The organism is Chryseobacterium sp. MDT2-18, assembly GCF_030815285.1.
Taxonomy (GTDB): Bacteria; Bacteroidota; Bacteroidia; order Flavobacteriales; family Weeksellaceae; genus Kaistella; species Kaistella salivictor.
Map to the genome: position 1 here is coordinate 225,358 of NZ_JAUSWQ010000001.1, position 26,755 is coordinate 252,112.

General features: G+C 36.4%; 26 protein-coding genes. 17 read left to right on the forward strand and 9 right to left on the reverse strand.

The window, feature by feature from the left end; translation table 11 throughout:
- Window positions 1-56 precede the first annotated feature (56 nt).
- From QF004_RS01010 to QF004_RS01030, 5 genes are all read left to right on the forward strand, one after another.
- Window positions 57-401, forward strand: coding sequence for a phage holin family protein (locus QF004_RS01010; RefSeq protein WP_307421926.1), 345 nt, complete (start codon window positions 57-59; stop codon window positions 399-401).
- A gap of 147 nt (window positions 402-548) precedes the next feature.
- On the forward strand, window positions 549-2,411 hold the full coding sequence (locus QF004_RS01015) for a M1 family metallopeptidase (protein ID WP_307421928.1): 1,863 nt from the start codon (window positions 549-551) through the stop codon (window positions 2,409-2,411).
- Window positions 2,412-2,422: 11 nt separating this feature from the next.
- Complete coding sequence (locus tag QF004_RS01020; protein ID WP_307421930.1) at window positions 2,423-2,911, forward strand: PH domain-containing protein; 489 nt, start codon at window positions 2,423-2,425, stop codon at window positions 2,909-2,911.
- Between the two features lie 116 nt (window positions 2,912-3,027).
- Window positions 3,028-5,025, forward strand: coding sequence for a S9 family peptidase (locus tag QF004_RS01025; RefSeq protein WP_307421931.1), 1,998 nt, complete (start codon window positions 3,028-3,030; stop codon window positions 5,023-5,025).
- A gap of 501 nt (window positions 5,026-5,526) precedes the next feature.
- Window positions 5,527-8,259, forward strand: coding sequence for a sodium-translocating pyrophosphatase (locus tag QF004_RS01030; protein ID WP_307421933.1), 2,733 nt, complete (start codon window positions 5,527-5,529; stop codon window positions 8,257-8,259).
- Between the two features lie 151 nt (window positions 8,260-8,410).
- Here QF004_RS01030 and QF004_RS01035 read toward each other — a convergent pair whose 3' ends face one another.
- Window positions 8,411-9,313: a CorA family divalent cation transporter gene (locus QF004_RS01035; RefSeq protein WP_307421935.1), complete on the reverse strand. Its 903-nt coding sequence runs from the start codon at window positions 9,311-9,313 to the stop codon at window positions 8,411-8,413.
- A gap of 633 nt (window positions 9,314-9,946) precedes the next feature.
- Between QF004_RS01035 and QF004_RS01040 the strand changes: the two genes are divergently transcribed.
- Complete coding sequence (locus QF004_RS01040; RefSeq protein WP_133440498.1) at window positions 9,947-10,324, forward strand: GreA/GreB family elongation factor; 378 nt, start codon at window positions 9,947-9,949, stop codon at window positions 10,322-10,324.
- A 210-nt stretch (window positions 10,325-10,534) separates the two neighbouring features.
- Here QF004_RS01040 and QF004_RS01045 read toward each other — a convergent pair whose 3' ends face one another.
- Window positions 10,535-10,690: a hypothetical protein gene (locus tag QF004_RS01045; RefSeq protein ID WP_165983218.1), complete on the reverse strand. Its 156-nt coding sequence runs from the start codon at window positions 10,688-10,690 to the stop codon at window positions 10,535-10,537.
- Between QF004_RS01045 and QF004_RS01050 the strand changes: the two genes are divergently transcribed.
- Window positions 10,689-11,114: an SRPBCC domain-containing protein gene (locus QF004_RS01050; protein ID WP_307421937.1), complete on the forward strand. Its 426-nt coding sequence runs from the start codon at window positions 10,689-10,691 to the stop codon at window positions 11,112-11,114. The genes QF004_RS01045 and QF004_RS01050 overlap by 2 nt on opposite strands.
- Here the strand turns inward: QF004_RS01050 and QF004_RS01055 are convergent.
- A complete protein-coding gene (locus QF004_RS01055) occupies window positions 11,111-12,655 on the reverse strand; it encodes a S41 family peptidase (protein WP_307421939.1) in 1,545 nt (514 codons plus the stop codon). The two genes, QF004_RS01050 and QF004_RS01055, sit on opposite strands and share 4 nt — an antisense overlap.
- 100 nt (window positions 12,656-12,755) lie before the next feature.
- A complete protein-coding gene (pncA, locus tag QF004_RS01060; protein WP_307421941.1) occupies window positions 12,756-13,361 on the reverse strand; it encodes a bifunctional nicotinamidase/pyrazinamidase in 606 nt (201 codons plus the stop codon).
- Between the two features lie 118 nt (window positions 13,362-13,479).
- Here pncA and QF004_RS01065 point away from each other — a divergent pair, with 118 nt between their 5' ends.
- Genes QF004_RS01065 through QF004_RS01075 form a run of 3 tightly spaced genes read left to right on the forward strand, consistent with a single transcriptional unit; the run spans window position 13,480 to window position 15,040 of the window.
- Window positions 13,480-14,016 (forward strand): YfiT family bacillithiol transferase, encoded by a 537-nt coding sequence (locus QF004_RS01065; protein ID WP_307421943.1) that lies wholly within the window; start codon window positions 13,480-13,482, stop codon window positions 14,014-14,016.
- Between the two features lie 40 nt (window positions 14,017-14,056).
- Complete coding sequence (ytxJ, locus tag QF004_RS01070) at window positions 14,057-14,431, forward strand: bacillithiol system redox-active protein YtxJ (RefSeq protein ID WP_133440503.1); 375 nt, start codon at window positions 14,057-14,059, stop codon at window positions 14,429-14,431.
- 18 nt (window positions 14,432-14,449) lie between these two features.
- The gene (locus tag QF004_RS01075; protein ID WP_133441115.1) at window positions 14,450-15,040 is read left to right on the forward strand and encodes a Crp/Fnr family transcriptional regulator; all 591 of its coding nucleotides are present in this window, start codon (window positions 14,450-14,452) and stop codon (window positions 15,038-15,040) included.
- A 76-nt stretch (window positions 15,041-15,116) separates the two neighbouring features.
- Here the strand turns inward: QF004_RS01075 and QF004_RS01080 are convergent, their stop codons facing one another.
- Both QF004_RS01080 and QF004_RS01085 read right to left on the reverse strand, forming a co-directional pair.
- Complete coding sequence (locus tag QF004_RS01080; protein ID WP_307421945.1) at window positions 15,117-15,575, reverse strand: hypothetical protein; 459 nt, start codon at window positions 15,573-15,575, stop codon at window positions 15,117-15,119.
- Between the two features lie 69 nt (window positions 15,576-15,644).
- Window positions 15,645-16,511, reverse strand: coding sequence for an RNA polymerase sigma factor RpoD/SigA (locus QF004_RS01085; RefSeq protein WP_039344711.1), 867 nt, complete (start codon window positions 16,509-16,511; stop codon window positions 15,645-15,647).
- Window positions 16,512-16,916: 405 nt separating this feature from the next.
- On the opposite strand from QF004_RS01085, the gene QF004_RS01090 reads away from it, so the two are divergent.
- A complete protein-coding gene (locus QF004_RS01090; protein WP_133440504.1) occupies window positions 16,917-17,780 on the forward strand; it encodes an aldo/keto reductase family oxidoreductase in 864 nt (287 codons plus the stop codon).
- Between the two features lie 141 nt (window positions 17,781-17,921).
- Complete coding sequence (locus QF004_RS01095; protein ID WP_125022269.1) at window positions 17,922-18,281, forward strand: RNA-binding protein; 360 nt, start codon at window positions 17,922-17,924, stop codon at window positions 18,279-18,281.
- 206 nt (window positions 18,282-18,487) lie between these two features.
- Here QF004_RS01095 and QF004_RS01100 read toward each other — a convergent pair whose 3' ends face one another.
- From QF004_RS01100 to QF004_RS01110, 3 genes are read right to left on the reverse strand one after another with little or no spacing between them, the layout of a single operon-like run.
- On the reverse strand, window positions 18,488-20,284 hold the full coding sequence (locus QF004_RS01100; protein ID WP_307421949.1) for a DUF4153 domain-containing protein: 1,797 nt from the start codon (window positions 20,282-20,284) through the stop codon (window positions 18,488-18,490).
- A 59-nt stretch (window positions 20,285-20,343) separates the two neighbouring features.
- Window positions 20,344-20,826 carry a BlaI/MecI/CopY family transcriptional regulator gene (locus QF004_RS01105; RefSeq protein ID WP_307421951.1) on the reverse strand — a complete coding sequence of 161 codons (483 nt, stop codon included), beginning with the start codon at window positions 20,824-20,826 and terminating at the stop codon, window positions 20,344-20,346.
- A gap of 6 nt (window positions 20,827-20,832) precedes the next feature.
- Complete coding sequence (locus tag QF004_RS01110; RefSeq protein ID WP_307421953.1) at window positions 20,833-21,315, reverse strand: ABC transporter permease; 483 nt, start codon at window positions 21,313-21,315, stop codon at window positions 20,833-20,835.
- A gap of 284 nt (window positions 21,316-21,599) precedes the next feature.
- On the opposite strand from QF004_RS01110, the gene pdhA reads away from it, so the two are divergent.
- The 5 genes from pdhA (at window position 21,600) to QF004_RS01135 (ending at window position 26,754) form a co-directional block, all read left to right on the forward strand.
- Window positions 21,600-22,604, forward strand: coding sequence for a pyruvate dehydrogenase (acetyl-transferring) E1 component subunit alpha (pdhA, locus tag QF004_RS01115; RefSeq protein WP_133440508.1), 1,005 nt, complete (start codon window positions 21,600-21,602; stop codon window positions 22,602-22,604).
- A gap of 72 nt (window positions 22,605-22,676) precedes the next feature.
- Window positions 22,677-24,299: a 2-oxo acid dehydrogenase subunit E2 gene (locus tag QF004_RS01120; protein ID WP_307421954.1), complete on the forward strand. Its 1,623-nt coding sequence runs from the start codon at window positions 22,677-22,679 to the stop codon at window positions 24,297-24,299.
- A 117-nt stretch (window positions 24,300-24,416) separates the two neighbouring features.
- The gene (locus QF004_RS01125) at window positions 24,417-25,085 is read left to right on the forward strand and encodes an ABC transporter ATP-binding protein (RefSeq protein WP_133440510.1); all 669 of its coding nucleotides are present in this window, start codon (window positions 24,417-24,419) and stop codon (window positions 25,083-25,085) included.
- A 74-nt stretch (window positions 25,086-25,159) separates the two neighbouring features.
- Window positions 25,160-25,837, forward strand: a complete 678-nt coding sequence (gene radC / locus QF004_RS01130; RefSeq protein WP_133440511.1) for a DNA repair protein RadC — start codon at window positions 25,160-25,162, stop codon at window positions 25,835-25,837.
- Window positions 25,834-26,754 (forward strand): hypothetical protein, encoded by a 921-nt coding sequence (locus QF004_RS01135; RefSeq protein WP_307421957.1) that lies wholly within the window; start codon window positions 25,834-25,836, stop codon window positions 26,752-26,754. Before radC ends, QF004_RS01135 begins: the two co-directional genes overlap by 4 nt.
- Window position 26,755 lies beyond the last annotated feature (1 nt).

Consider the following 26,755-nt stretch of genomic DNA (forward strand, 5'->3'; position numbering starts at 1 on the left):
CCGGCGAAGTTCTTGCTTACTCGCTTTAATTTTTTAATTTTATAAAAAAATAGATTATGAATTTAATTATCCGATTATTAGTGACTGCGATTGTCGCTTTTTTATTAACGAAAATTTTAGGTGGAGTTCATATTGATAGCTTTGGATCTGCCGTAATTTTCGCTTTGATCTTAGGAGTCCTTAACTTGATTGTTACACCTGTTTTGAAGATTTTAGGATTGCCTTTAACCATTCTTACGTTAGGTTTTTTCTCTTTGGTCATTAATGCTCTGGTGGTTTTACTGGCTGCGAAATTTGTAGACGGAATGGCCATTGACGGATTTTGGTGGGCCTTTATTTTCAGTATCGCTTTGTCCTTAATTACTTCATTATTAAATGGAATTATTACGTCCGATAAATAATTTATTAAAAAAAAGAAAATGTCATAGCGGTTTCAATTATGTTTGAACCGCTTTTTAATTCATAGCGGATGATGCACTTTCATTAACAACGGGAAACCGATGATTGAAAAATGTTCATCAGATTTAGTAATTTTAAAATAAAAATTAATGCGTACCACTCTTACTTCTTTATTGCTGCTGTTTTTCTCTGTGCAGATTTTCGCTCAGCAATTATATATTCCGCGGAACATTGCCAAAGCTTATGAAAATAAAACCCGGGCGTCGGATGGGAAACCCGGCGAAAATTATTGGCAAAATTCGGGAAATTATACGATTGATTTCAATGTAAATCCAACAACTAAAATCGTTTCCGGAAATGAGACGATTATTTATTCAAATAATTCTCCTGATGAATTGAAATCGGTGGTGATCAGATTTGTGAATAATGTCCATAAACCGACTTCGCCCAGAGCGGCTAAAGCTTCACCTGATTTTTTAAGTGAAGGTTTAAAAATAAAATCGCTTTCTGTCAATGGTGAAAATTACAAAGTAAATTCTCAAGACTGGGAAACATTCTATGATTTAAAATTAAATAAATCTTTGTTGCCAAACTCCAAAAATACCATTAAAATAGAATGGGAGTTTCCGTTATCAAAAGAGAGTGGAAGAGAAGGGCAAATCGATGAAACCACGTTTTTCTGTGCGTATGCCTATCCGAGAATTTCGGTCTACGATGATTATAATGGTTGGGATAAATTGGCCCATAACGGCCGAAATGAATTTTATAATGACTTTAATAATTATGAAGTTGCCGTTACGGTTCCAAAAAATTTCGTGGTTTATGCGACGGGAGTTTTGCAGAATCCGGAAGAAGTTCTGCAGTCGGGAATTTTAAAGAAATTTAAATATTCATTAAAATCCAATCAGGTTATTCATGTTGCCACGAAAGACGAAATCCAAAAACAAAAAGTAACCAAACAGAATCCATTTAATACCTGGAAATTTAAGGCTGAAAACATTACCGATTTTACGTTTGGCTTAAGTTCCACTTACGTCTGGGATGCTTCAAGTGTTCAGCTGAAATCGAAAAGAGTGAGCACGCAGGCAACTTATAATGCGGGAACGGCTGATTTTGAAAAATATGTGGAATGGGAAAGATACAGCATCAAATGGTTTTCTGAAAACTGGCCGGGAATAGAATATCCTTTCCCTACCATGACCGGTTTTCAGGGATTTGCCGATATGGAATATCCTATGATGGTGAATGATACTGCGATTCCTGATGATTTTGCTGACTCCCGCCAAACGGTGGATCATGAGATTGCCCATACGTATTTCCCTTTTATGATGGGAACCAACGAAACACGATACGCTTTTATGGATGAAGGTTGGGTGACGGCTTTCGAATATCTGATTGGTGAAGCTGAAAACGGAAAAGCTTTTAATGATAAAATGTTCACCGATTTCCGGGTGAAAAAATACATTAATGATCCGTCAACGGAGCAGGATCAGCCGATTATTTCGATGAGCAGCCAACTGTCTGGGATGGGCTACGGAAGCAACGCTTATATCAAACCGGCTTTTGCCTATCTGTCTTTGAAAAATCTACTGGGCGACGAGCTGTTCAAAAAAACGCTGCATTATTACATGAACATCTGGAAAGGAAAACATCCGACGCCGTGGGATTTCTTTTACAGCATGAATGAAGGCAGCGGACAAAATCTGAATTGGTTTTGGAACAACTGGTTTTTCAGCAATAATTATATCGATTTAAAAATTAATTCAGCAGTTATTTCCGGTAAAAATCTGAATTTGACGGTTGAAAATGCAGGCGGATTTGCCATTCCGTTCGATGTAGAAATTACTGGTCAGGATGGAAAAGTTTCTGTAAAACATTTTACGCCGGAAGTATGGAAAAACAACGGATCTTTTACCACGCAAATCGAAGTAAATCAAAAACTGAAATCGGTAAAAATCGACGGTGGAATTTTCATGGATTATACGCCGGCTAATAATTTACTTAACTTTTAAAAAGTACAGTTATGAAAGAATTCGTTACTGCAAAAATGGATGACCGAACGAAAATATTTACATTGATTCTTCTCGTGCTTCTCCCTTTATTGGCATTAAGTTCATTTTTTATGCAACCGCCAAAACCTGTCGTTTCTGTGGTTTTGACAATTTTACTGATTTCGGTTATTGTGATTTCTTACGGCTTGGTACCGAAAAGAATTGCAATATCGGATGATCAAATTTTAATTAGAAATTTATTCGGAGCGGTGATTATTAATATCAACGAAATCAAGACAGCAGATAAAATTGAAAAAACCGGATTAAATCTGAGAACTTTCGGAGTCGGCGGTTTGTTCGGTTATTTTGGATATTTTAATGGTCGCGATGTGTGGTATGTTACCAATATTCATAAAAAAGTAAAGATGATTTTAAAATCCGGAAAAATTTATATGATCAGTCCCGAAAATCCTGATAATTTTCTTCAGGAAGTTCACCGGAGAATGAGCGAAATGGTTTAGCAGTTGCTTTCTTCCTGAATTTTCTATATTTGTAAGCGCCTAATTTTCGATGATTAGTTTAAAGAAAATTACCGATTTTTAAACCTTTTATATATCTAAAAAATTTAATTTTAAAAATGAAAATAAAACACACCCTTGTTGCTCTGGCGGCACCGTTCCTCATGAACGCGCAAAATGTGATGACGCCCGAAATATTGTGGACCCTGAATAAAATCGGAGTCTCTGCCGTTTCGCCGGATCAGAATTCACTGATTTACAGTATCGGAAAAACCGATTTGAAAACCGAGAAAAACAATAAGAAAAACTTTTTCTTTACAATCAAAAATGGTGAAGCAACCGCACTGGATTTAGGGAAAAAATCTTTAATTCAATGGGATGCCAACGGAATTTACGCTCAGGAAGAAGAGAAAATTTATCTTTCTAAAGATGCAGGAAAAACCTGGACAGAATTTTACACTGTCGGAAAAGCAGATAATATCGTGATTTCTCCCGATGGCAAAAAAGTGGCTTTCAGTAAAGAAGTTTTGGTAGAAAAATTATTGGGAAAAGATAAATATGCTGATACTCCAAAATCTACCGCTCATATTTACACCGACTTGAATCACCGTCACTGGGATTATTTTAATGAAGGAAAATACAATCATGTTTTTGTAGTTAATGTTACAGAAACCGCTGATAAAGCCAAAGATTTATTGGAAGGGAAACCTTGGGATTCTCCGCAAAGACCTTCTGGTGGAACGGAGGATTTTATTTGGACACCAGATTCTGCACAACTGTTGTATGTGACCAAACCATTGAGCGGCGCTGAGTATGCATTTTCCACAAATACCGATATTTTCGCTTACGATTTGGCTACAGGAACTTTAAAAAACCTTACCGAAACTAATAAAGGATATGACGTTTCGCCGAAGTTTTCACCAGACGGAAAGTATTTATACTGGATGTCTATGGCAAGAGATGGCTATGAAGCCGACAAAAATGATTTAAAAATCATGAACTGGAAATCGGGGGAAACCACTAATCTTACCAAAGATTGGGATGAAAGCATCACCGGTTCTGTTTTCTGGGCAACCAATTCTAAAGAAATTTATTTTACAACAGCCTGGAAAGGAACCAAGCAGTTGTTTTCATTAAATCCGAAAAACTCTAAAATTCAGCAGATTACCAAAGGTGATTTTGATTTGAATGATATTTTTGCGCAACAGAAAAATTCGTTACTGATTTCCAGAAACGACATGAATCACAATCCCGATTTATTTTCCGTAGATGTGAAAAACGGATCGATGAAACAGGTAACGGAAGTGAATAAGAAGAATTATGAAAGCATTACACCTTCCAGAACTGAACTGAAAATGGTGAAAACCACCGACGGAAAAGAAATGGGCGTATGGTTTATTTATCCGCCAAACTTCGATGCGAATAAGAAATATCCAACTTTATTATATTGCCAGGGTGGACCGCAATCTGCTTTGACACAGACTTTCAGCGTACGGTGGAATTTTGCTTTGATGGCCGCCAACGATTATATCGTGGTTGCACCAAACCGAAGAGGAATGCCGGGCTGGGGTACAAAATGGAATGAAGACATCTCTAAAGATTGGGGCGGACAGGTAATGCAGGATTATTTGGCAGCTGCTGATTTTGCCAAAACATTACCTTACGTTGATGGTGACAGAATGGGAGTAGTGGGAGCGAGTTACGGCGGATACAGCGCCATGATGCTGGCAGGAATCCACGAAAACCGTTTTAAAACTTTCATTGCTCATGACGGTCTTTTCGATATGAAATCCTGGTACTTAACCACCGAAGAATTGTTTTTCGCGAAATGGGATTTAGGAGGTTCTCCTTATGACAATCCGGTTCCGAAATCATACACTGAATTCAATCCTTCGAACTTTGTGAATAAATGGAATAAACCAATGATGATTATTCAGGGAGGAATTGATTACAGAGTTCCTTATGAGCAAGGTCAGGAAGCTTTCCAGGCTGCTAAACTGCAAGGTTTGAAAGCGAAATTCCTTTATTTCCCCAATGAAAACCACTGGGTTCTGCATCCGCAAAACGGTTTGGTGTGGCAGAGAGAATTTTTTGAATGGTTGAAAGAAACGTTGTAAAATTCCGTTCTGATAGAAGGATGACAAAAATTTTATAAATTTTTGATAACGATGTTTTATCTATTAAAAAAATAGTTTAGTGTAAAGTTTTATAATCCCAAAAGAACTGCTGAGCGACGATATATTTTACGATAAGGGCTAACTTCTACGGTTAGTCCTTTTTTCTTTTCCAGCCAGCCATGCCAATACCAAATTCCGCTAAGCTATTTCGCCTTAATAATGTTGCATACAAGATCATTAAGGGATTTAATCTCCAATTAGTGCTTTCTCAGGAGAATGACAAGATAGCAATGGCCAGATAATAAAGGCGTCCAGAAAACTATTTAAGTGAATAAAATTTCAACATGCTGATTTTTTTCAAAATGAGACTAACACCGATCAAAAGACTAGATCTCTATTTTATGAAAAACAACTCAAAGTTCAAAAAAAAAGTGTATTTTCGAGTAATGTTTTAATTAACAAATATTTAACATTAATCAAATTAACATCAAAAAGTACTTTATGGATTTATTATTTTATCTCGTACCAATATTTGGTATTATTGCCTTAATCTACACTTTTATTCAGAGCGCCTGGGTAAGTAAGCAAAATGCAGGAAACGACCGTATGAAAGAAATCAGCGGTTATATTTCTGATGGAGCCATGGCCTTCCTGAAAGCGGAATACAAGGTGATGGCCTATTTCGTCGTAGTTGTTGCAATTTTATTGGCCGTAATGGGTGCCTCAAGTACCAATTCTCACTGGAGCATCGGTATCTCATTCGTTTTAGGGGCGATTCTTTCTGCGCTGGCTGGCTTTATCGGAATGAAAATTGCGACCAAAGCCAACGTAAGAACTGCAGAAGCGGCAAAAACTTCTTTGTCTAAAGCATTAAAAGTGTCCTTTACCGGAGGTTCTGTAATGGGAATGGGCGTTGCTGGTTTAGCCGTTTTAGGTTTAGGAGGATTGTACATTATTATCAAACAAATATTTGCACCCGGTGCTGGGGTAGATTCCCATGAGATGGAAAGAACAATCGAAATTCTGACCGGTTTTTCTCTCGGTGCAGAATCTATTGCCCTTTTCGCAAGAGTTGGTGGTGGTATTTATACCAAAGCAGCTGATGTTGGTGCTGACTTAGTGGGCAAAGTAGAAGCAGGTATTCCGGAAGATGATCCAAGAAATCCGGCCACGATTGCTGATAATGTAGGAGATAATGTAGGAGACGTTGCAGGAATGGGCGCCGATTTATTCGGATCTTATGTTGCAACAGTATTGGCCACTATGGTTTTGGGTAGAGAAACTTTATCGGTAGACGCTTTTGGAGGTTTTGCTCCCATTCTTTTACCCATGTTAATCGCAGGAACCGGAATTATTTATTCTATGATCGGTACTTTATTTGTTAAAATCGGCGAAACAACGAGTTTAGATATTACTCCGGTACAGAACGCTTTGAACCTGGGGAACTGGGGAAGTATAGTGTTAACTGCTGTTTCATCTTACTTTTTGGTGAATTATTTAATGCCCGAAACCATGACTTTAAGAGGTCATGAGTTTACCAAAATGGGCGTTTTTGGTGCTATTATCGTTGGATTAGTCGTGGGAACTTTAATGAGTATTATCACTGAATATTACACCGCGATGGGTAAAAAACCCGTTAAAAGTATTATCAAACAGTCATCTACCGGACATGCGACCAATATCATTGGAGGTCTTGCAGTTGGTATGGAATCTACATTATTACCGATTCTCGTATTGGCAGGAGGTATTTACGGATCTTATCTTTGTGCAGGATTATACGGTGTTGCAATTGCAGCAGCAGGAATGATGGCGACTACCGCGATGCAGTTGGCAATTGATGCTTTCGGTCCTATTGCAGATAACGCAGGTGGAATTGCAGAAATGAGCGAACTGCCCAAAGAAGTTCGTGAAAGAACAGATATATTAGATGCCGTTGGTAATACAACTGCAGCGACCGGAAAAGGTTTTGCAATCGCTTCTGCTGCTTTAACGGCATTAGCCCTATTTGCGGCCTTCGTGGGTATCGCAGGGATTGACGGAATTGATATTTACAGAGCCGACGTATTAGCAGGGTTATTTGTGGGAGCCATGATTCCGTTTATCTTCTCCTCTTTAGCGATCAGAGCGGTAGGTACTGCAGCGATGGCAATGGTAGAAGAAGTCCGAAGACAGTTCCGCGAGATCCCCGGAATTTTAGAAGGAAAAGCGGTTCCTGAATACGAAAAATGTGTCGCCATTTCTACGGATGCTTCCCTTAAAAAAATGATGCTTCCGGGAGGGATTGCTCTTGTAGCTCCTTTAGTGATGGGCTTTATTTTTGGTCCGGAAGTTTTGGGAGGATTCTTAGCGGGAGCTACGGTTTCGGGAGTATTGATGGGAATGTTTCAAAATAATGCCGGCGGAGCTTGGGATAATGCCAAAAAATCTTTTGAGAAAGGAGTTGAAATTAATGGCGATATGCATTACAAAGGTTCTGATGCGCACAAAGCATCGGTTACCGGTGATACAGTAGGAGATCCTTTTAAAGATACTTCCGGTCCGTCAATGAATATTTTAATTAAATTAATGTCGATTATTTCTTTGGTTATTGCTCCAACTTTAGCGGTTCTACACAAAGATAAAATTATCGAAAACAGAAGGGCTAAATTAGAATCTTTACAGAAAATGTCAGGAATCACGGCATCAGCAGCTGCGGTACATGGCGTTACGGAGATTGCTCCGGGAATAGCTACAGGAACACTTAATGAAGAAGGTGATTACGTTTACGATACCGGAAATCTTCAGGAAATTAAATTAACTGACAAATCAATCGGTGTGGGGCAAAACAGCCAGTTGCTTTCTTTGTATAATGCGCTTCAGTCTAAAGACCAAAAAGCTTTAGACAATACAAAGTGGTTTACGATCGAAAATCTACACTTCCGGACAGGAAGCAGCGATTTAAAACCAGGTTCAGAGCAGCAGCTCAATAATTTAGCTGAAATTCTAAATGCGTTCCCTACCGCGAAAGTGAAATTAGGAGGTTATACCGATAATACCGGCACCGAAGAAGCCAATCTTAAGTTATCGAACTTACGTGCCCAGGCCGCAAAACTCAAATTATTAGAAATGGGAATTGCAGCAGACAGAGTACAGGCAGAAGGTTATGGCTCTCAACATCCGGTTTGTGCCGAAAATGATACCGATGAATGCAAAGCACAAAACAGAAGAATTGATGTCCGTATTTTAAATTTTTAAACCGGATAAGTTTTATTTAATAATAAATCCCAGCTGAAAAGTTGGGATTTATTTTATTTATTGAAATGCACTTACGCAGAATTCCTTTTCTTACCTATTCGTTTATCTATTATCCATCAGCGAAGCGATCTCTTGCCTTTTTGTCTGAAATTTACCAACCCTTTTTCCGAACATATACAAAAGTAATAAGGGAAATAATTCCCATCAGTCCAAGAGTGAAATAATAACCGTATTTCACGTTAAGTTCCGGCATGAAAACGAAGTTCATTCCATAAATTCCCGCAATAAAAGTAATTGGAAAAAAGTACATCGAATAAATGGCAAGCACTTTCATTACCTGATTCGCCTTTTGATCGCTCATCGCCAGAAACATGGAAATTAAACTGGTAACCTGCGCATTCAGATGTTCGAAGTCTGCGATGACGTCTTTGTGCTTGTCTTTTAAATCGGTTACGACAGTATCATCGAGCTGAAGCACTTTAAATTTTTCAACCCAAACGGTAGAAATATTAAGAATTCTGGTATTCAAACCCGACTTTCTTTTCAACCGGTACAGCCGGCGGATATGATTAGATTGATTGGTCGTTTTAAGGAAAACTTCGCTTTCGATCTGATCCATGATTTCCAGCAGATTTGTCGATTCGTCATCGTACGACTTCATCACTTTTAAAGCTAAATTCAGTGCGATTTCATCCCGGGCGATATGTTCGTTCTGCGGCAGTACGATTTCTTTTTTTAATTCGTATACGCTTCTGTTCTTCAGCCGGTGAATCGTAATGATGACATGATCAAATAAAAAAATTCCCAGTTTGGTAGAAATATCACTGATGGTATTCAAATTCGATCTTTCCAGTTGGGTATTTTCCCGCATAAGGAAAAAATTAACATTTCCGTCCTGTTCAAATTTCGGCAGGTGATTCGCATCGATCGTATCTTCTAAAAGAAGTGAATTAATATCGTAACGCTCATGCAGAAAAGTCAAATCCTCTTTTGTTGGACTTTCTACATCAATCCATTCACAATGTTCATTTTTAAATAATATTTCAATAGGCATTTGGCAAATTTAAGTTAAAATTAACATTTAAATCTACAAATGACACCAACCTACTAAATTTATTTTGTGAGTAAAGAAAAAAAATCAAGAAGTGTCCGGATTAAATTTTACGCCGATTTTCGACATCCGATTTTGTGTTAAGATTCACACAAATCCAGAGCATTAATTCATGGAATGTAGAAAATTTTTGATTTTCGTCCAACAGGTCATTTCTTCTAATGAAAAATAGGAGAGACTGATGTATTTGCAATAAAGTTAAAAATCTTTTTTTCATTAAAATCAATACTCTCAAAAGCGTCTATATATCACTTATTTTTGGAATTGTCATATAAATTTGCTATATTTGAAACTATGCTGGCAAAAAGAAAACCTTCGTACTTTCCTTTAACGAATACTTTCGATGATTCAAAGTGGTTGTTTTTGTCGTATCTGCATGATGACAAATTTCTGAAAAATTCTAAAGAGTTCATTTAATCCACCCTGTCAAGATTCAGGACAGGGTCGTTTACTTTTATTAAATACTCAATAATTTTGAATACTTTTTTATAAAAATACAAACACAATTTTTGTGCTTGCATTTTTTACTGAATCTGACCCCAGGTATTCTTCAACTCACTTTTAAAATAAAGCATTATGTCCGAAAATATAGTTTTAACCACTGGAGTTTACGATTTGATCAAAGATCATTTAAGAAGAAAAAGAACAACTCAACAGGAAGAACAGATTCTTTTAGATCAGTTAAAAGTTGCCAAACAGGTTCTGCGAAAAGATTTGCCAGACGATGTCGTAACGGTGAATTGTGAAGTGAAAGTAAAAGATGTTTCGACCAACGAAGAACAGAAATATCTATTTGTCCAGACGGACAGAGCAAAAATAAAAAAAGGAAAATATTCCATTTTATCGCCGATAGGACTGGCAATCGTCGGAAATAAAGTTGGTGATATTATCACCTGGCCATTCGAGGATGGTGATAAAAAAATAGAAATTTTAGGAGTGGAACATTACAATTAATAAATTCCTATTGTTTTTAAAAGAGACTCACAATTTTTGTGAGTCTCTTTTATTTAGCGAAAATTTCAAGTGGTTTAATTGTATTAAATCAGGCGTCAATGTCAGAGTTTCTTTTTTTATCTTTTGAAAAACTTAAAAAAATATCGCTTTTATGAGGATTATTATTTTAAAACAAACTTAAAAAGACTCTGATGGTAATCACGAAATTTACTATCTGTTTTTTTTGGTTTTATTTTTGATGAAATTTTTCGGAATTTTCTTCGCAACCTTATCGGGGAAATAATTATTTTTATTTGTTGGGATTTTAGAGAGCTTATCTGCAAAATCTAAAAACTTATCTCTGAATTTATAAATTGAATGCATCATGAAAAAATTAGAGTTTACCATCGAGATCAGTGCTTCCCGCGAAAAGGTTTGGGATGCGCTCTGGAGTGATCAGAATTACCGTAAATGGACTGCCGTCTTTATACCGGGTTCCTACTATGAAGGTGAACTTCTGGAGGGTAATGATATTCGTTTTTTGTCGCCGGGACAACACGGCCTTTTTGCAGTAGTGGAAAAGTTAATTCCTTTTCAATCCATGCATTTTCTGCATTTTGGACTGGTGCTCGACGGGATTTCGCAGGGCAAAACCTTCTCTGAAAACTCTATTGAATACTATGATTTATATGAAACGGAGCAGGGCACCAAATTAACGGTGAACATCCATACCGAAGAAGAATATGTTACCTATTTTTCCAACAGTTTTCCCCGCGCATTGAATGCAGTTAAAGAACTTGCAGAATCTTAGTGATTGCCTTCATTCTTTTTTATCTGATCCATAATCCATTCTAACTGGACGTCTTTTTTCTGTAAAACCTGCTGTAAAGTAGGGATGATTTCGTAGTCAGGAAGAACGCCTTTTTTTGTTTCTGTAAATTGAATATTGGGCTGAACAAGCATCAGTCCAACGGGCAATTTTAATTTGGAGTGCGGTAATTTTTCGGTAGAATATCTCCCGGCAACTGTCCCGTCATTGGCGCCGCCGGTTTCTTCACCTACCAGGAAAGCTCTTTTTGCATCTTTTAATTTTGAGGAAATTATTGATGAGGCCGAGAAACTGCTTCCATTAATCAGAACATAAATCTTTCCGTTGAAGTGGTTTTTTTTCGGTTTTTTAAGAGCGAAAATGCCGTTGTTTTTCAGATAAAATTTATCGTCTTTCTTTTTAACAGACAAAGCGGTGCCCAGCAAATAAACCGGATACGTTACTGCAGCTAACGGTTGGGCTAGTGTCGGGATTTCGGTGAAATAATTCGCATGAAACATTGATGTACGAGAGGTTACTTCCATATCATCAATGAATTTAAACTCTTCAGAAACGAGGTAGGAATATAAATTATTAATTTCAGATAAAGAACCGCCGAGATTATCCCGGACATCTAAAATTAAATATTTCGCCGGTGATTTCTTTAATGCTGCAAAACTCTGTTTATAAAATTTACGTGAAAAAGTTCCTGAAAAGGTTTTGATTTTCATGTATGCAATGGTAGAATCTTTGGTTGGAAACTGTAAATCACGGTTGAAACTTTTGGTGACAATATTATAATCTTTTGTTTTTCCGGTTTCGCTTTTTGTCAGTTTTTTATTTTCCTGCTCCGTCTTTTTCTTTTCTTCTCTGGAGATTTTTTCCCGATGGATATAAAAGGTTTTTAATTCATTCTGATAGGTCGTTTCAATTTTCACACTGTCTAAAATCCCATATTCGGCGGTGAAAAAAGAAGGCCATCTTCGCGCCATCGAATATTTTTGAAACGTTGTATTATCGCCGTCACTGTTCACGATTGGTTTGTATTTTTTGAGTAAATCTTTTACCGGAATATCTTTAATTTTTAAAATTTCCGTTCCCACATTCATATTTGGGATTTTTGCAGGATTATCTTTAACAAAGATTCTGTCACGATCAATCACGAAATTATAGCGGCTTAATAAACCTTTTTGATTTTTAAGGTTTTTGATTTCTTTTTTGGTCAGTCGTTTGTCATATGGATATAATCTCAGGTGTCCTTCTTTAATTTTGGCGATAACGGGCGCGAGTTTTTCATAAAACTCATTCGGCTTCAATGGTTTCTGAATCGTCATTTTCAAACTGTCAAATTGATAATCAAGATCTTTCTTAGAAATATACCAATACAGTTTTGGGTGAAGTTCTTCAAGTTTATGTTGAGTGAAATCAACATCTTTTCTTAAGTTTTCAGCAGAAACAGGAATCGCTGATTTCGCATTGTACTTTTTTACGGAAACACAAGAGGAGATGACGAAAAACAGCGAAAACAGGATGATTTTTTTCAAAGTATAATTTTTGCTAAAAATAAAATTTTATAATGAAATAAACGAACAAAAAAACTTCCCATTAAAAATGAGAAGTTGCCGTTTTTTAAAGTGTATTATTTTACCCTAAAATCGTTACTGTATTTTGCAGCATTTCAAAAATGGCGTCTCTGCCGCTTTCCGGTTTTACATTGACTGCACGTGTTCCATTGAAATGCAAACAGGTGACATACCCTAATTTTGCGGCATCTAAACACGTATATTTCACACAATAATCCAAGGCTAAACCTACGATTTCAAGAAGCTGAATATCGTGGTATTTCAAAAAATCATCTAAACCAGTTTTGCTAAAATGGTTGTTATCCTGAAATCCGCTGTAACTGTCAAACTCTGCATTGGTTCCTTTCTGAATGATGTGCGTCACTTTGTCACGGTTTAAATCTGGATGAAATTCTGCACCAAAAGTTCCTTGAACACAGTGATCCGGCCACATAAACTGTGGAATCCCGTTAAGAATAATCGTGTCGCCAATTTTTTTTCCGTTGTTGGAAGCAAAACTTTTATGATCAGCGGGGTGCCAATCTTGAGTGAGCACGATCTGGTCATAATCATTATCCTGCATCAGCAGATTAATATAGGGTATAATTTCATTGGCTTTCGGAACCGCAAGTGCGCCACCTTCGCAAAAATCATTCTGTACATCAACGATAATCAGGGCTTTTTTCATATTCTTATTTTTTTAAGTTGTATTGCATTCAACTTATTTTGTAGTAAATTTACAAAGTAAAACGCAAAAGTTCAGCCAAATTGAATGACAGGCCAAATCGGCAAAAAACGCAGATAATATGGACAATTCAGAATTTAAAAAATATCCGATCGGGAAATTTGAGGAATCTCAAAAAATTACAGATCAAGATATTGACCTGCATATTAAAACACTAAAAGATTTTCCAGCAAGACTGAAAAACCTGGTTCAAAACTGGGACACAGATCAACTGGATACCCAATACCGCACCGGAGGTTGGACGATTCGCCAGCTGATTAATCACTTATCGGACAGCAGCATGAACAGTTATACGCGCTTTAAACTCGCTTTAACTGAAGATAATCCTACGATAAAAACGTATAATGAACAACAGTGGGCAGAGTTGCAGGACAGTTTCAGCATCGATGTAAAACCCGCTTTTCAAATGCTGAAGGGAATTCATAAAAGATGGGTGTATGAACTGAAATCACTGACCAACAAAGAATATGAGAGTACATTTCATCATCCGGATCAAAACCGCGATATCACTTTAAAAGAAAATCTGGCGTTTTGTGCCTGGCATTGTGACCATCATTTTGCGCATATTAATAATTTGAAATTAGAAAACAACTGGTAAAACAAAACTGAGTATATTGGTTTTTAAAACACGATAAAATATGAGTTTTTTTAATAAAATATTTGGCAGTGATGAGCCACAAAAATCATCGCCATCCTTTTGGAATGCAATTGAATCCGAAGAAGATCTGCAAAAAGCTATCGATCAGTCCTTTGAAAAGAAAGTGGTTGTGTTTAAACATTCCACGAGGTGTCATATCAGTAAAATGGTTCTGAAAAATTTTGAAAATGAAGTAGCTGGTGCAGAAAATGATGCAGTATATTATTTCTTGGATTTAATTTCATACCGGCCGATTTCTAACAAAATGGCTGAAGATTTAGGCGTCACACATCAAAGTCCGCAAATGATTGTTTTAGAAAATGGAAAGGCAGTGAAAAACGCTTCTCATCAAAGTATTTCCGTTAATCTTATTTAAAGGCTAGTTATGGATGCTATTCAAAATATCAATAATTATTTATCTGAAATCCTTGAAGTTCCTGTAGAAGCAATTTCGGGATGCAGCAGTTTTTACACGCTGAAAAAAGTGGCCAAAAACGAATTTCTGCTCCATGAAGGAGAAGTGTGTTCGGATACTTTTTTTGTAGAAAAGGGATTGCTTAGAATGTACTCGCTCGACCGGAACGGAAAAGAACATATCATACAGTTTGCGCCGGAAAACTGGCTGATTTCTGACCGCAGCTCGCTTAATTTTAATGAGAAATCAAAATATTATATTGAAGCAGTTGAAGATTCAGAGGTTTTTGTTTTGACTAATGATTTCTTCACCAATATGATTGAGAAATATCCACAAACTGCCGAAAATAATGATATGCTTCTGCAGAAACACATCCGGAATTTACAGAATCGGGTAAATTCACTTTTGGCAGATACCGCCGAAGAACGGTACATGAGTTTTATCAAGATGTATCCCAATATTTTACTGCGCGTCCCACAATGGATGGTTGCATCATATCTCGGCATTACACCGGAAAGTTTGAGCAGAGTCCGAAAAGAACTGGCCCGTAAAAATTTCAAAACTTCATAAAAAAAGGAACTCGCCTGGAGCAGTCATGGTCGGAAGAAATTCCAACCATGACTACGCCTGGAGTTCCTTTTTAATTTTATTTCAATTTTTTGAATTTGTAGTATTGATAAAATATTGAGCCAGAAATTCCTAAAATTATAATAACAACAACCCAAAAAAAAGTTCTGGAGAAATTTTCACTATTTAAAATTTCAATTAAACAAGCAAGCCCTGAAACTAAAGTTATAAGTCCATACATTAAATAGTTATTAGTATCATTTGTAAAAGATGGCACCTTTCCCCCGGTGTAATGTCCTAAGTTATACATATTTTTATCCCACTCTTCATAACCCTGCAAAATATATGGATCGATCTCAACTTCATTTTCATCTAATTTCAAGTCTTCAATAATCTGCAATATTTTGTTTCTTTCAATTTCATCTGAGGAAATACTTAAATTTTCCAAATCGATAGAATGCAGAATATTTTGCTCATTTAAAATTGAATGAACATATTCTAAATTAGAGACGAACGTAAATTTTCTAATAACTTTCATAAGATATAAAAAAAAAAAGCAGGCTTTTTAAAAACCTGCTCTAATTTATTGAAAATTTTAATAGAATAATTATTTCCCTAAATACGATTTTAAAATCTTACTTCTCGTATTGTGTTTCAATCTTTTAATCGCTTTTTCTTTAATCTGACGAACTCTTTCTCTCGTAAGGTCAAAAGTTTCACCGATTTCTTCCAAAGTCATCGGATGTTTTCCGTTCAGTCCGAAATACAAACGAACCAAATCAGCTTCTCTTGGCGTCAAGGTTTGCAACGCTCTTTCGATTTCAATCTGAAGAGATTCCAACATCAAGTCTTTATCCGGACTTGGGGATTCCCCGGAACGCAAAACGTCGTATAAGTTAGAATCTTCACCTTCAACCAACGGTGCATCCATCGACAGGTGTCTTCCGGAGTTTTTCATCGATTCTTTGATGTCGTCTTCGCTCATGTCCAAAACTTCCGCTAATTCCTCTGGAGATGGTGGTCTTTCGTTTTCCTGCTCCAAATGCGCGTAGGCTTTGTTGATCTTGTTAATCGATCCGATTTTATTCAATGGCAATCTTACAATTCTAGACTGTTCTGCCAAAGCCTGTAAAATCGACTGACGGATCCACCAAACTGCATAAGAGATAAATTTAAAACCTCTTGTTTCATCATACCTTTTCGCAGCTTTCATCAGACCTAGATTCCCTTCGTTAATTAAATCGGGTAGAGAAAGTCCCTGGTTTTGGTATTGTTTAGAAACAGATACCACGAATCTAAGGTTGGCTTTAATCAGTTTTTCAAGTGCCACTCTGTCTCCGGCGCGTATTTTTTGTGCCAATTCAACTTCTTCGTCGGCTGTAATCAAATCAACTTTTCCAATCTCCTGCAAATACTTGTCGAGAGAGGCGGTTTCTCTGTTGGTAACCTGTTTGGTAATTTTTAATTGTCTCATATAAAATAAGGTCCACTTTAGGACTGCATTATATTATACGATCTCAGAGAGCAAAAGGTTACAAAAATTTCTAAATAAATCTTATATTCTTTTTTAGGGCGACCATTTCCATCTTCCGCTCCCGCTTTTTTGTTCCACGATGTTCCACAAAAAGAGCTCCGCTCAAGCTGGGTCGCGGGCAGGATGAAAATCAAGATTTCTGATCAAAAATAAAAACCATTCACAGATTTTGACCATAAAGACAGATTTGTGAGCATTGAAATTTATTCGGAGAAAAATAAAAAAAATACAATTATCGAAAGTAGAGGCAAACATAAATGATTTTTACAAATACACACAGTTGAGAATTTTAAATAGTAAAATTGAAATATAAATTTTTATTTTTGAGAAAATTATATATATACAATGAATTTTTCACCAATTATTATAGGAACGATGCGCTGGGGAATTTGGGGAGCCAATCATTCCCAAAAAGAAGTGCAGAAACTCATTGAAATTTCTCTTGATGAAAAGCTTTATACTTTCGATCATGCAGATATTTATGGAGACTACACAACTGAAAAACTCTTCGGTGATGCTTTTGCAGAAATGAATGTGAAGAGGGAAGAGGTGCAGTTTATTTCAAAATGCGGGATCGAAATGCCTTGTTCTAACCGAAATTATACAGTGAAATCCTATAATTATTCGCAGGAACATATTTTAAAATCCGTCGATCAGAGTTTAAAAAATTTAAAAACCGATTATCTGGATTTATTGCTTCTTCACAGGCCGTCACCATTGATGAATCCAGCTGAAATCGGTGAGAGTTTTGCGATTTTGCGTGAACAGAAAAAAGTCCGGCATTTCGGAGTATCTAATTTTTCACCGTCTCAATTTGATTTGATCAATGATGTTTTTCCTTTGATTACGAACCAGGTGGAAATTTCGCTCAATCACACCCATTCCTTTTTCGATGGAACTTTGGATCAAATGATGCTTAAGAAGCTTCAGCCAATGGGCTGGTCAGTTTTGGGGAATTATTTCACAGAAAAATCTGAGGCGAACGAAAGAATTAAAAAAGTACTCGGGCAACTTTGCCAAAAATATGCTGCTGAAGAAAATCAGATTCTTCTCGCGTTCATTTTAAAACATCCTGCCAATATTATTCCTGTTATCGGTACTTCACGTTGGGAAAATATTAAAAAACTTCACGAAAGTTTACGTATCAAATTGGAACACGAAGATTGGTTTAAACTCTTACAGGCCAAAAACGGAAAAGAAATAATGTGAAATATTTTACAAAAAACTTGCAGGTTTAAATTATAATTGTAACTTGCACTCGTTTTTATATCCGAAGTCAATCATTGTTCATCGCATTCATTGAGTTTCATTTATAATTTCAACAGTATTAATAATTAATTTTTTTTTAAGATGAACATTTTTGTTTCAAACATTAACTATGCAACCCAAGAACAGTCGTTGCAAGATTTATTTTCAGAATTTGGTGACGTATCGTCTGCCAAAATTATCACTGACAGAGAAACCGGTAGATCAAGAGGTTTCGGTTTCGTAGAAATGAGCGATGAAGATGGCAAGAATGCTATCGAAGCTCTAAACGGAAAAGAATTGGATGGTAAAGAACTTAACATTTCTGAAGCTAAGCCAAGAGAAGACAAACCAAGAAGAAGCTTTGACAACAACCGTTCAGGCGGTGGTGGTTACGGAGGTGGAAATCGTGGTGGTGGAAGCGGATACAGCGGCGGAGGTCGTAGTGGCGGTTCTAACTGGTAAGATTTTACCTGAATAATTTAAGCGACTTTTTTTAAAAAAGTCGCTTTTTTTTGTGTTTGAAAGTTGGATTTCTTACCTGAAAACAATCCCTTTTAAATATTTGTTCTATATTATAATTAATGAAATTTGCAGCTTCTTGCCCTTTGGGGAACCTTTCGCAAACAGGGCTCATTACAAATCACAGGTCTTTTTTAAATATAAAAAACCTAATTGCCTTTAATTAAAATTAAAACAGATTCCGAATTGATAAGAAATTGGGGTTCTTTGCCCGCAGATTTTATTAAAATCAATGTGTCAAACATTATTTTAAATTCATAATTCCCGATTTTCTTGGTGATAAAAAGTTGATTAACTTTTATTTCTCCATCGTTCGGGAAATTCGCAAACAGTTTTTGCAAATCTGGAACCAGATTAACTTTCTGATTATTGAAAACTAGAAATAATTCGGATTTGAACTGGCTTACCGGCATCTTTAATTCAACAATATTATGATCGAATTCAAAGAAATTGTCTTTGTAATTATACGCTTTGAAGAGATAATGGTAACCGGTGAGATCGGCATTAAAGTCTTTTGCAATTAAAGTGATATTTTGTGAAACAGGATTTATTTTTTTATCCGAAAGGTTATAAGTCACATTTTTGAACTGATCGCGCGTAATATTTCTAACTTCATTGAAATTACCGTCATCAGTTGTTTTTACAAGTTGCGCCTGATCTTTTTTCTGAAGGAGCGGCAACAAGAATTCTTCTTCATTTCTTCTGGCCAGAAATTCAAATTTGTCGGAAAGCTCTATTACCAAACTGTCAGAAACTTTTTTATTGAAATTGATCTTTCCATTTTCCAGTAAATTATTTTCAGTTAAGGTTTTCATCAATTCGCTTTTCTGACTTCTTTTGGCTACAGAAAAAGTATTCAGATAGGGGAATGTCAAAGAAAATAATCCGAATGCAAATAAACTGACAGGTACAAATTTGATGGTTTGTTTACGAATGAAAATAAAATAAAAAACAACCGCTGTGAGCCAAATAGCGAGCAACAAAACGAAATATCTCGGTTCGGTGTAGCCGTATTCTAAAATCCTCGTAAATATCGCAATAAACAAAAGGACAATCAATGGTGCCAATGCGTAATAGAAAATTTTAGAAAAAATTCTGACCCACGATTTGGTGGAATCTTCCTTCAATGGATGCACCAAAAGGATTGCTAAAATTCCGACTACGGAATAGGCGAGGATCAAATAGGAAACCCAACCTCTCGGTAATTCCCAGTTAATAAGGATTTTTGCGGAATAAAAATAAAGAATGACCACATAAATAAGAAGCAGTGGAACTAAAACATACTGCGTGAAAAACTTCAGAATCACAGGATAATCACCATTTTTCTCTAAATAAAACAGTCCTTTTTCATTAAATAAGAGAAAAATAAAACAACTCCCGAAAATAGTTAAAAAACTGAAAGTATAGGAATAGTAACGGCTGTTAAAATTAAAATCAAAGAGATGGTCTACTGCTAAAATTGCAAGCATAATTCCAGCTGTTAAAATCCCTGTAAATACGACGGTAAGGAATAAGTTGATAAAGAGATTTTTATTGTACTGCCAAAAATTAAGTTCGCGGTTTTTTCCGATAAACGCAATGAAGGAAACTAAAAGATGTGATAATAAAAAGGTGGGCAGGAGTAAGAAAGCATACACTTCTGTAAATTGCTTTTCACCTGGTGGCAGAAGAAAATAAAAAATGATCAGAAAGAGAATTCCTGATACCTGCAGCAGAAGTTCTTTCCCGATTCGTTGTGAAAGCATTTTCAAAGCAAACATTAGCGAAATTCCTAATGACGCAACCAATCCAGATTTTAAGTAGACAAATGAATCCTGCCGGCTATAATCATTGCTATTATAAAAGATCGCTGAAGCTGCGGCGATCAGAGCCATGACCAAAACCATTGGATATTCCCGAATTACTGCGCCGGTTTTCCCGAAAACTTCTTTTAATTTTTCAACCATCTTAGATTTTTAATTTAAAGTTTAAGAATGAAGACTGTAATTAAAGCTGTTTGATATCGCTATTTATTCTTCTTTTTCTTTTTATCGTCTTTTTCTTTTTTCTTTTTCTTCTTTTTCGGAGCGGTAATCTCATTGAGAAATTCACTGAGTTCTGAACTCTCATCTTTCTCCTGTTTAGAGATTTCGGTCTCTTTTATTTCGAAAAACCGCTTTAAATCGGAATCCTTTAAAAGATGCTCTTCACGTAATAATTTTACAAGTTCGGAAGGGGAATTATTAAAATAATCTTCAAGGAAAATCTTCAGTAAATACTTTTTATAGTCATCAAAAGGAATCGCCACCGTATATTGAAAAACACGCCCGTGTTTGTGCGTAGTCAGAAATTCTTTTTCAACCAATATTTTTAGAAAAGTTGAAATGGTATTGGGGTGCGGTTTTGGTTCAGGATATTGCTCAATAATCTCGCGCATATAAGCCGAATCAAGCCGCCACAAAACATTCATTAAAATTTCTTCTCCGGGAGTCAAATGACTTATTTTCATAATATATTATTGAAGTTGAATTTGTGTATAAAGGTAAATAAAAGAAACGATACTCGCGATAACCGCGCCACTGAGGACTTCTGCGCGGCTATGTCTTTTTAAAATGATTCTGCTGTATGCAACGGCGGTAGAAATTGCAAGCCAGACAAATCCATAAAAAGGATTCAAGGTAAACATCAAAGCAGCCACAAATATATTAATAGCAGTGTGCATCGAACTTTTGATGAAATAATTGCTTACCTGCATTACGATTAATAATATCAAAAGAAATAACAGAACAAAATCAACTCGTGAGAATTGCCAATAGACAAAGGTTAGATAAGCAATTATGCTTCCTGCAAGAAAAAAGTAAAGTCCTGTTCTTTGTTTGCGGTCCGAGACATCCCTGTCTGTATATTTTTTTGTTTTTACATGATAGAAAATCCAGAATGAAACAGGAATAACCATTATTAATAAAATCGGTAAAAAATGAGATAGTGTTTCTTTCATGGAAAAATTCTGAACACTGTATAAAATGAAATAGATGATTAGAGAATTCATAGGATTGAAAAAATCCGAGAGATATTTTGAGATTTTTACCAGGACAGATGAAGGAGTTTTTAACATAAATTGTATTATTCTTTCAAAAGTAATATTTTTTAATGACTAAAATCAGAACAATGTTTTCTTATGCTACCAATAAAGACAAAGTTTTTTATTATTTTTGCTGAATATTTCCAACAAACATGAAACCGAGCGGTTGCATGCTGTTATAAAAAAGCAATAGTTATCACATGAAAGAATTTTCGAAAGAGGTGTACCTTAAGTGGTACGAAGAAATGACAATGTGGAGAAGGTTTGAAGACAAATGCCGTTCTCTTTATCTAAAACAAAAAATCAGAGGATTTTTACATTTATATAACGGTCAGGAAGCAATACCAGCTGGTTTTACGCATGCGATGGATCTATCCAAAGACAGCATGATTACAGCGTATCGTTGTCACATTCATCCAATGGCGATGGGGGTAGATCCGAAAAGAATTTTGGCAGAACTTTGTGGGAAAGCTACAGGAACTTCTGGCGGAATGGGTGGATCTATGCACATTTTCAGCAAAGAACACCGTTTTTATGGTGGCCACGGAATTGTAGGCGGACAGATTCCATTAGGAGCAGGAATTGCTTTTGGCGATAAATACTTTGACAGAAAAGCGGTAAATATCTGTTTCTTCGGAGATGGAGCTGCAAGACAGGGATCTCTTCATGAAACCTTCAACATGGCGATGAACTGGAAACTTCCAGTGGTTTTTGTCGTTGAGAATAATGGATATGCAATGGGAACTTCTGTAAAAAGAACTGCCAATCACGAAGATATCTATAAATTAGGATTAGGTTACGAAATGCCTTGCCTTGCGGTAGATGCAATGGATCCTGAGAAAGTGGCTGAGGCAGCTTTTGAGGCAATCGAAAGAGCAAGAAGAGGAGACGGGCCTACATTCATCGAAGCGAGAACTTATCGTTTCAGAGGACACTCTATGTCTGACGCAGAACCTTACAGAAGCAAAGAAGAAGTTGCGGAGTATAAAAAAGAAGACCCTATCGAAATCGTTAAGAAAAGAATCTTAGATAATAACTGGGCTACTGAAGACGAACTGATGGCGATGGATGATAAATCCAAAGATTTCGTTGAAGAATGTGTCGACTTTATGGAAAATTCTCCTTATCCGGATTTGGATAAAGTTTACGATTACGTTTATGCGCAGGAAGATTATCCTTTCATCAATAAATTAGAAAATAACTAAAAATAATTCATTTGAAATCTGATTTTTATTAAAGTCAGATTTCATCTATTGAATCTAAAATAACAGAATATTATGGCAGAAGTGATTACAATGCCCCGTCTTTCAGATACGATGACGGACGGTAAAGTGGCGAAATGGCACAAGAAAGTAGGAGATGCAGTAAAAGAAGGTGATATCTTGGCCGAAATCGAAACTGACAAAGCCGTACAGGATTTCGAATCAGAATTTAACGGGACATTATTATTTATCGGTACAGAAGAAGGTGGCTCATCACCTGTTGATTCCGTATTGGCTATTATAGGAAATCCAGGTGAAGATATTTCTGCGTTAACTGGCGAAAAAACAGAGACCGCAGTTCCAGAAAAAACGGAAGCAAAGAAAACAGACGAACAACCATCCACAGAAACGCAGTCTACAGGCACCAAAGAAATTCCTGCCGGTGTTGAAGTAATCACAATGCCAAGGCTTTCTGATACAATGACGGAAGGAAAAGTGGCAAAATGGCATTTCAAAGTGGGCGATACTGTAAAAGAAGGTGATGTTTTAGCAGAAATTGAAACCGATAAAGCCGTTCAGGATTTCGAATCAGAAGTGAATGGAACTTTACTTTACACCAGCGTTGGCGAAGGTGAAGCAAGTCCGGTTGATACTGTTTTAGCGATTATCGGACCTGCAGGAACAGATGTTTCCGGTTTAACTTCCGGTGGCGCAAAAAAAGCAGACTCAAAACCTGCCGCTGAAAAAACTTCAGAAAATGCTTCCGTTTCAGAAAATACATCCGCACAAACCGTTGCAAATTCTTCTACCGAAAGACTGGCCATTTCTCCTTTAGCTAAAAAAATGGCTGAAGACAAAGGAATTGATGTTCATTCTTTGAAAGGAACAGGTGAAAACGGTAGAATTGTAAAAAAAGATATTGAGAATTATCAGCCTAGTGCAACATCAGCTAAACAGGAAGTTTCAGCTTCGGCAGCAGTGGCTGCTCCGGCGCAGGTTGCTATGAATTTCGTTCAGGGTGAAGATTCTGAAACTCCAAATTCGCAGGTTAGAAACATTATTGCAAAACGTCTTTCTGAGAGTAAATTTACGGCGCCTCATTATTATCTGATTGTTGAAATCAATATGGATAAAGCGATTGAAGCCAGAAAAGAAATCAATTCTTTACCGGATACCAAGATTTCATTTAATGATATGGTAATCAAAGCGACAGCGATGGCTTTAAGAAAACATCCTCAGGTGAATTCTACCTGGAAAGAAGATAAAATCATTCATCACGGAAATATCAACGTAGGTGTTGCTGTGGCAATTCCTGATGGATTAGTGGTTCCTGTGCTGAAAAATGCAGATCAGATGAATTACAATCAAATTTCTGCCGGCGTAAAAGATATGGCAGGAAGAGCAAAATCTAAAGGTTTGAAAGCCAATGAAATGGAAGGTTCTACTTTCTCCGTTTCTAATTTGGGAATGTTTGGTATCGAAACTTTTACCTCGATTATCAACCAACCGAATTCCGCAATTCTTTCTGTAGGAGCGATTGTTGAAAAACCAGTTGTGAAAAACGGTCAAATCGTGGTAGGAAATACCATGAAACTTTCTTTGGCATGTGACCATAGAGTAGTTGACGGTGCGACAGGAGCACAGTTTTTACAGACATTAAGAACGTATTTGGAACAACCTTTATCCTTACTTCTCTAAGGCAAAATTGACTCTATTTTAATATAAACCTTTCATCATTTATGTTGAAAGGTTTTTTAATTCTAAAACTGCGGGAAATTTGCAATAAATTAAAGCAAATTCACTATTTTTGAAACCATGATTAAAGCGCGTAATATTCATAAGTCCTACGGTGATTTAGAAGTGTTGAAAGGAGTTGATGTTCACATTTTAGAAGGCGAAGTTGTTTCCATTGTCGGCGAATCCGGTGCCGGAAAATCAACGTTACTACAGATTTTGGGAACCCTTGATAAACCCACTAATATTAAACATTTTGACACCCAAATCGAACTGGCAGGACAGTCTTTCATTAATATGAGTGACCGGCAACTGTCGAAATTCAGAAATGAAAATATTGGGTTCGTCTTTCAGTTTCATCAGCTTTTACCTGAGTTTTCAGCCTTGGAAAATGTTTTGTTACCAACGAAAATAGCCGGTAAAAACGAGAAGGAATCGATAGATAAGGCCTATTCCCTTTTTGAAGATTTGAATATTGCCCACAGAATTCACCATAAACCGAATCAAATGTCGGGTGGCGAAGCGCAGAGAACGGCGGTAGCAAGAGCGTTGATAAATTCTCCTAAGATTATTTTCGCTGATGAACCAACCGGAAATTTAGACTCTAAAAATGCTGACGATTTACATCAGCTATTCTTCGATTTACGGGACAAGTATAATCAAACCTTTGTCATTGTAACCCATAACATACATCTTGCAGATACAACCGACCGCAAATTGGTAATGAAAGACGGACAGATTATTTATTAAGATCTTTTTGTAAGAAAATCGCAATCGGTTTATTTTGCTTAAATTTAAAAGTTAATTCTGAAAATCCTTTTGAAATGTCTATTAAATTTCTTGCAGAAGACGACCGGCCGAGAGAGAAGTTTTTACTAAAAGGTAAAAATGCACTTTCGGATGCAGAGTTGTTGGCCATCATTATGGGAAGCGGAAACAGAGAAGATTCGGCCGTAGAATTGGGAAGAAAAATTTTAAGTTCGGTGGGGAATAACTGGCATAATTTGTCACTTTTACAAATTTCTGATTTAATGAAATTTAAAGGAATAGGAGAAGCCAAAGCCATTTCAATCGCCACTGCGCTGGAAATTGGCAGAAGAAGAGCCGCGCAGGAGGTTCCTGAAAAAATGCAAATCAGCAGTAGCAGCGAAAGTTATAAAGTCTTACTTCCGTATTTGTCAGATCTGCATACAGAAGAATTTTGGGCAATTTATCTCAATCAGAATAACAGAATTGTAGGCAAAGGTAGATTGTCTTCCGGAGGAATTAATCAGTCGGTAGTCGATATCAGAATTCTTTTTAAAACAGCTTTTGAACATCTTGCCACCGGAATTGTTATCGCTCATAACCATCCATCGGGGAATCTGAAACCCAGTTCAGAAGATTTACGAATTACCAAACAAATCGCAGAAGCAGGCAAAATATTAAATATCCAGTTGCTGGATCATTTGATTATTGCGCAAAACTCTTATTTAAGTTTTGCAGACGAAAATTTATTATGATTAAAAAACTGAAGTATAACGAAATTGATTTTCAAAAATACCAAAACTGTTTGGAAAATGCCTCTCAAAATGCAGATTTTGCGGACAGGCAATTTTTAGATACGGTATCGAAGCGCCAATGGTTTCTTTTGGTTTATGGAGATTATGAAGCGGTAATGCCGGTTTCTTACGTTCGCAAATTTGGATTTACTTTTATTCTGATGCCAAAAACCTGTCAGCAGTTAGGCGTTTTTTCTAAAGCAGATCATCCTGAAATCAATGAGCAGTTTTATGATTTTTTAGCGGATAATTTTCTGGTTTTGATTTATGCTTTTAATGGGGATAATCAGTTTAACAGATCTGTACAAAAGAAAACTTCATATCTTTTAAAGAAAGAAAGCTATCAAACTGCTAAGAAAAATTACAGCAGTCACCGGAGAAGAAATGTACGGATCATCGGTGATTTGGCTGGGAATATTCATTTTAAAAAAGATGGGGACGGGAAGGAGGATAAAGAGTTCTTTTTGAAAAATATAAAAGGGACAAATAAGGAGAAAGACAAGCATGCTTATTTCAAAATATTCGGTGAACTATTGCGAAAAAACATTGGTCATCTTAGAATTCTCGAGTTAAAAAAAGACATTCAATCTTTTGTTTATTTATATGAAGGGAAAAATCGGCGGTATCTGAGTCTGTTTATTAATGGATACCCCCTGATTAATCCTAATTTTCCCTCGATTATGATTGACCAGTGTCTGCAGGAGTTCATTGAAGGCAAAGATTTCGATTTTATGGGCAGTGATGTTGAGAATGTGGCAAAGTTTAACGAAAGATTTGGCGCTGTTTCTTACCAATATCCACTTTTGACCAATACCAGGATTACTTTATTGAAAAATTTATGGAAGAAATACAGAATTATCACTAATTTTGCACCGTAGA

Coding starts and splice junctions, on each gene's coding strand:
- QF004_RS01020 (WP_307421930.1), top strand. CDS start 2,423: ATGAAAGAATTCGTTACTGCAAAAATGGATGACCGAACGAAAATATTT.
- QF004_RS01025 (WP_307421931.1), top strand. CDS start 3,028: ATGAAAATAAAACACACCCTTGTTGCTCTGGCGGCACCGTTCCTCATG.
- QF004_RS01100 (WP_307421949.1), bottom strand. CDS start 20,284: ATGGTTGAAAAATTAAAAGAAGTTTTCGGGAAAACCGGCGCAGTAATT.
- QF004_RS01040 (WP_133440498.1), top strand. CDS start 9,947: ATGTCCGAAAATATAGTTTTAACCACTGGAGTTTACGATTTGATCAAA.
- QF004_RS01050 (WP_307421937.1), top strand. CDS start 10,689: ATGAAAAAATTAGAGTTTACCATCGAGATCAGTGCTTCCCGCGAAAAG.
- QF004_RS01120 (WP_307421954.1), top strand. CDS start 22,677: ATGGCAGAAGTGATTACAATGCCCCGTCTTTCAGATACGATGACGGAC.
- QF004_RS01095 (WP_125022269.1), top strand. CDS start 17,922: ATGAACATTTTTGTTTCAAACATTAACTATGCAACCCAAGAACAGTCG.
- QF004_RS01085 (WP_039344711.1), bottom strand. CDS start 16,511: ATGAGACAATTAAAAATTACCAAACAGGTTACCAACAGAGAAACCGCC.
- QF004_RS01010 (WP_307421926.1), top strand. CDS start 57: ATGAATTTAATTATCCGATTATTAGTGACTGCGATTGTCGCTTTTTTA.
- QF004_RS01125 (WP_133440510.1), top strand. CDS start 24,417: ATGATTAAAGCGCGTAATATTCATAAGTCCTACGGTGATTTAGAAGTG.
- QF004_RS01105 (WP_307421951.1), bottom strand. CDS start 20,826: ATGAAAATAAGTCATTTGACTCCCGGAGAAGAAATTTTAATGAATGTT.
- pdhA (WP_133440508.1), top strand. CDS start 21,600: ATGAAAGAATTTTCGAAAGAGGTGTACCTTAAGTGGTACGAAGAAATG.
- QF004_RS01135 (WP_307421957.1), top strand. CDS start 25,834: ATGATTAAAAAACTGAAGTATAACGAAATTGATTTTCAAAAATACCAA.
- QF004_RS01110 (WP_307421953.1), bottom strand. CDS start 21,315: ATGAAAGAAACACTATCTCATTTTTTACCGATTTTATTAATAATGGTT.
- radC (WP_133440511.1), top strand. CDS start 25,160: ATGTCTATTAAATTTCTTGCAGAAGACGACCGGCCGAGAGAGAAGTTT.
- QF004_RS01090 (WP_133440504.1), top strand. CDS start 16,917: ATGAATTTTTCACCAATTATTATAGGAACGATGCGCTGGGGAATTTGG.
- QF004_RS01030 (WP_307421933.1), top strand. CDS start 5,527: ATGGATTTATTATTTTATCTCGTACCAATATTTGGTATTATTGCCTTA.
- pncA (WP_307421941.1), bottom strand. CDS start 13,361: ATGAAAAAAGCCCTGATTATCGTTGATGTACAGAATGATTTTTGCGAA.
- QF004_RS01080 (WP_307421945.1), bottom strand. CDS start 15,575: ATGAAAGTTATTAGAAAATTTACGTTCGTCTCTAATTTAGAATATGTT.
- QF004_RS01035 (WP_307421935.1), bottom strand. CDS start 9,313: ATGCCTATTGAAATATTATTTAAAAATGAACATTGTGAATGGATTGAT.
- QF004_RS01065 (WP_307421943.1), top strand. CDS start 13,480: ATGGACAATTCAGAATTTAAAAAATATCCGATCGGGAAATTTGAGGAA.
- QF004_RS01015 (WP_307421928.1), top strand. CDS start 549: ATGCGTACCACTCTTACTTCTTTATTGCTGCTGTTTTTCTCTGTGCAG.
- ytxJ (WP_133440503.1), top strand. CDS start 14,057: ATGAGTTTTTTTAATAAAATATTTGGCAGTGATGAGCCACAAAAATCA.
- QF004_RS01045 (WP_165983218.1), bottom strand. CDS start 10,690: ATGATGCATTCAATTTATAAATTCAGAGATAAGTTTTTAGATTTTGCA.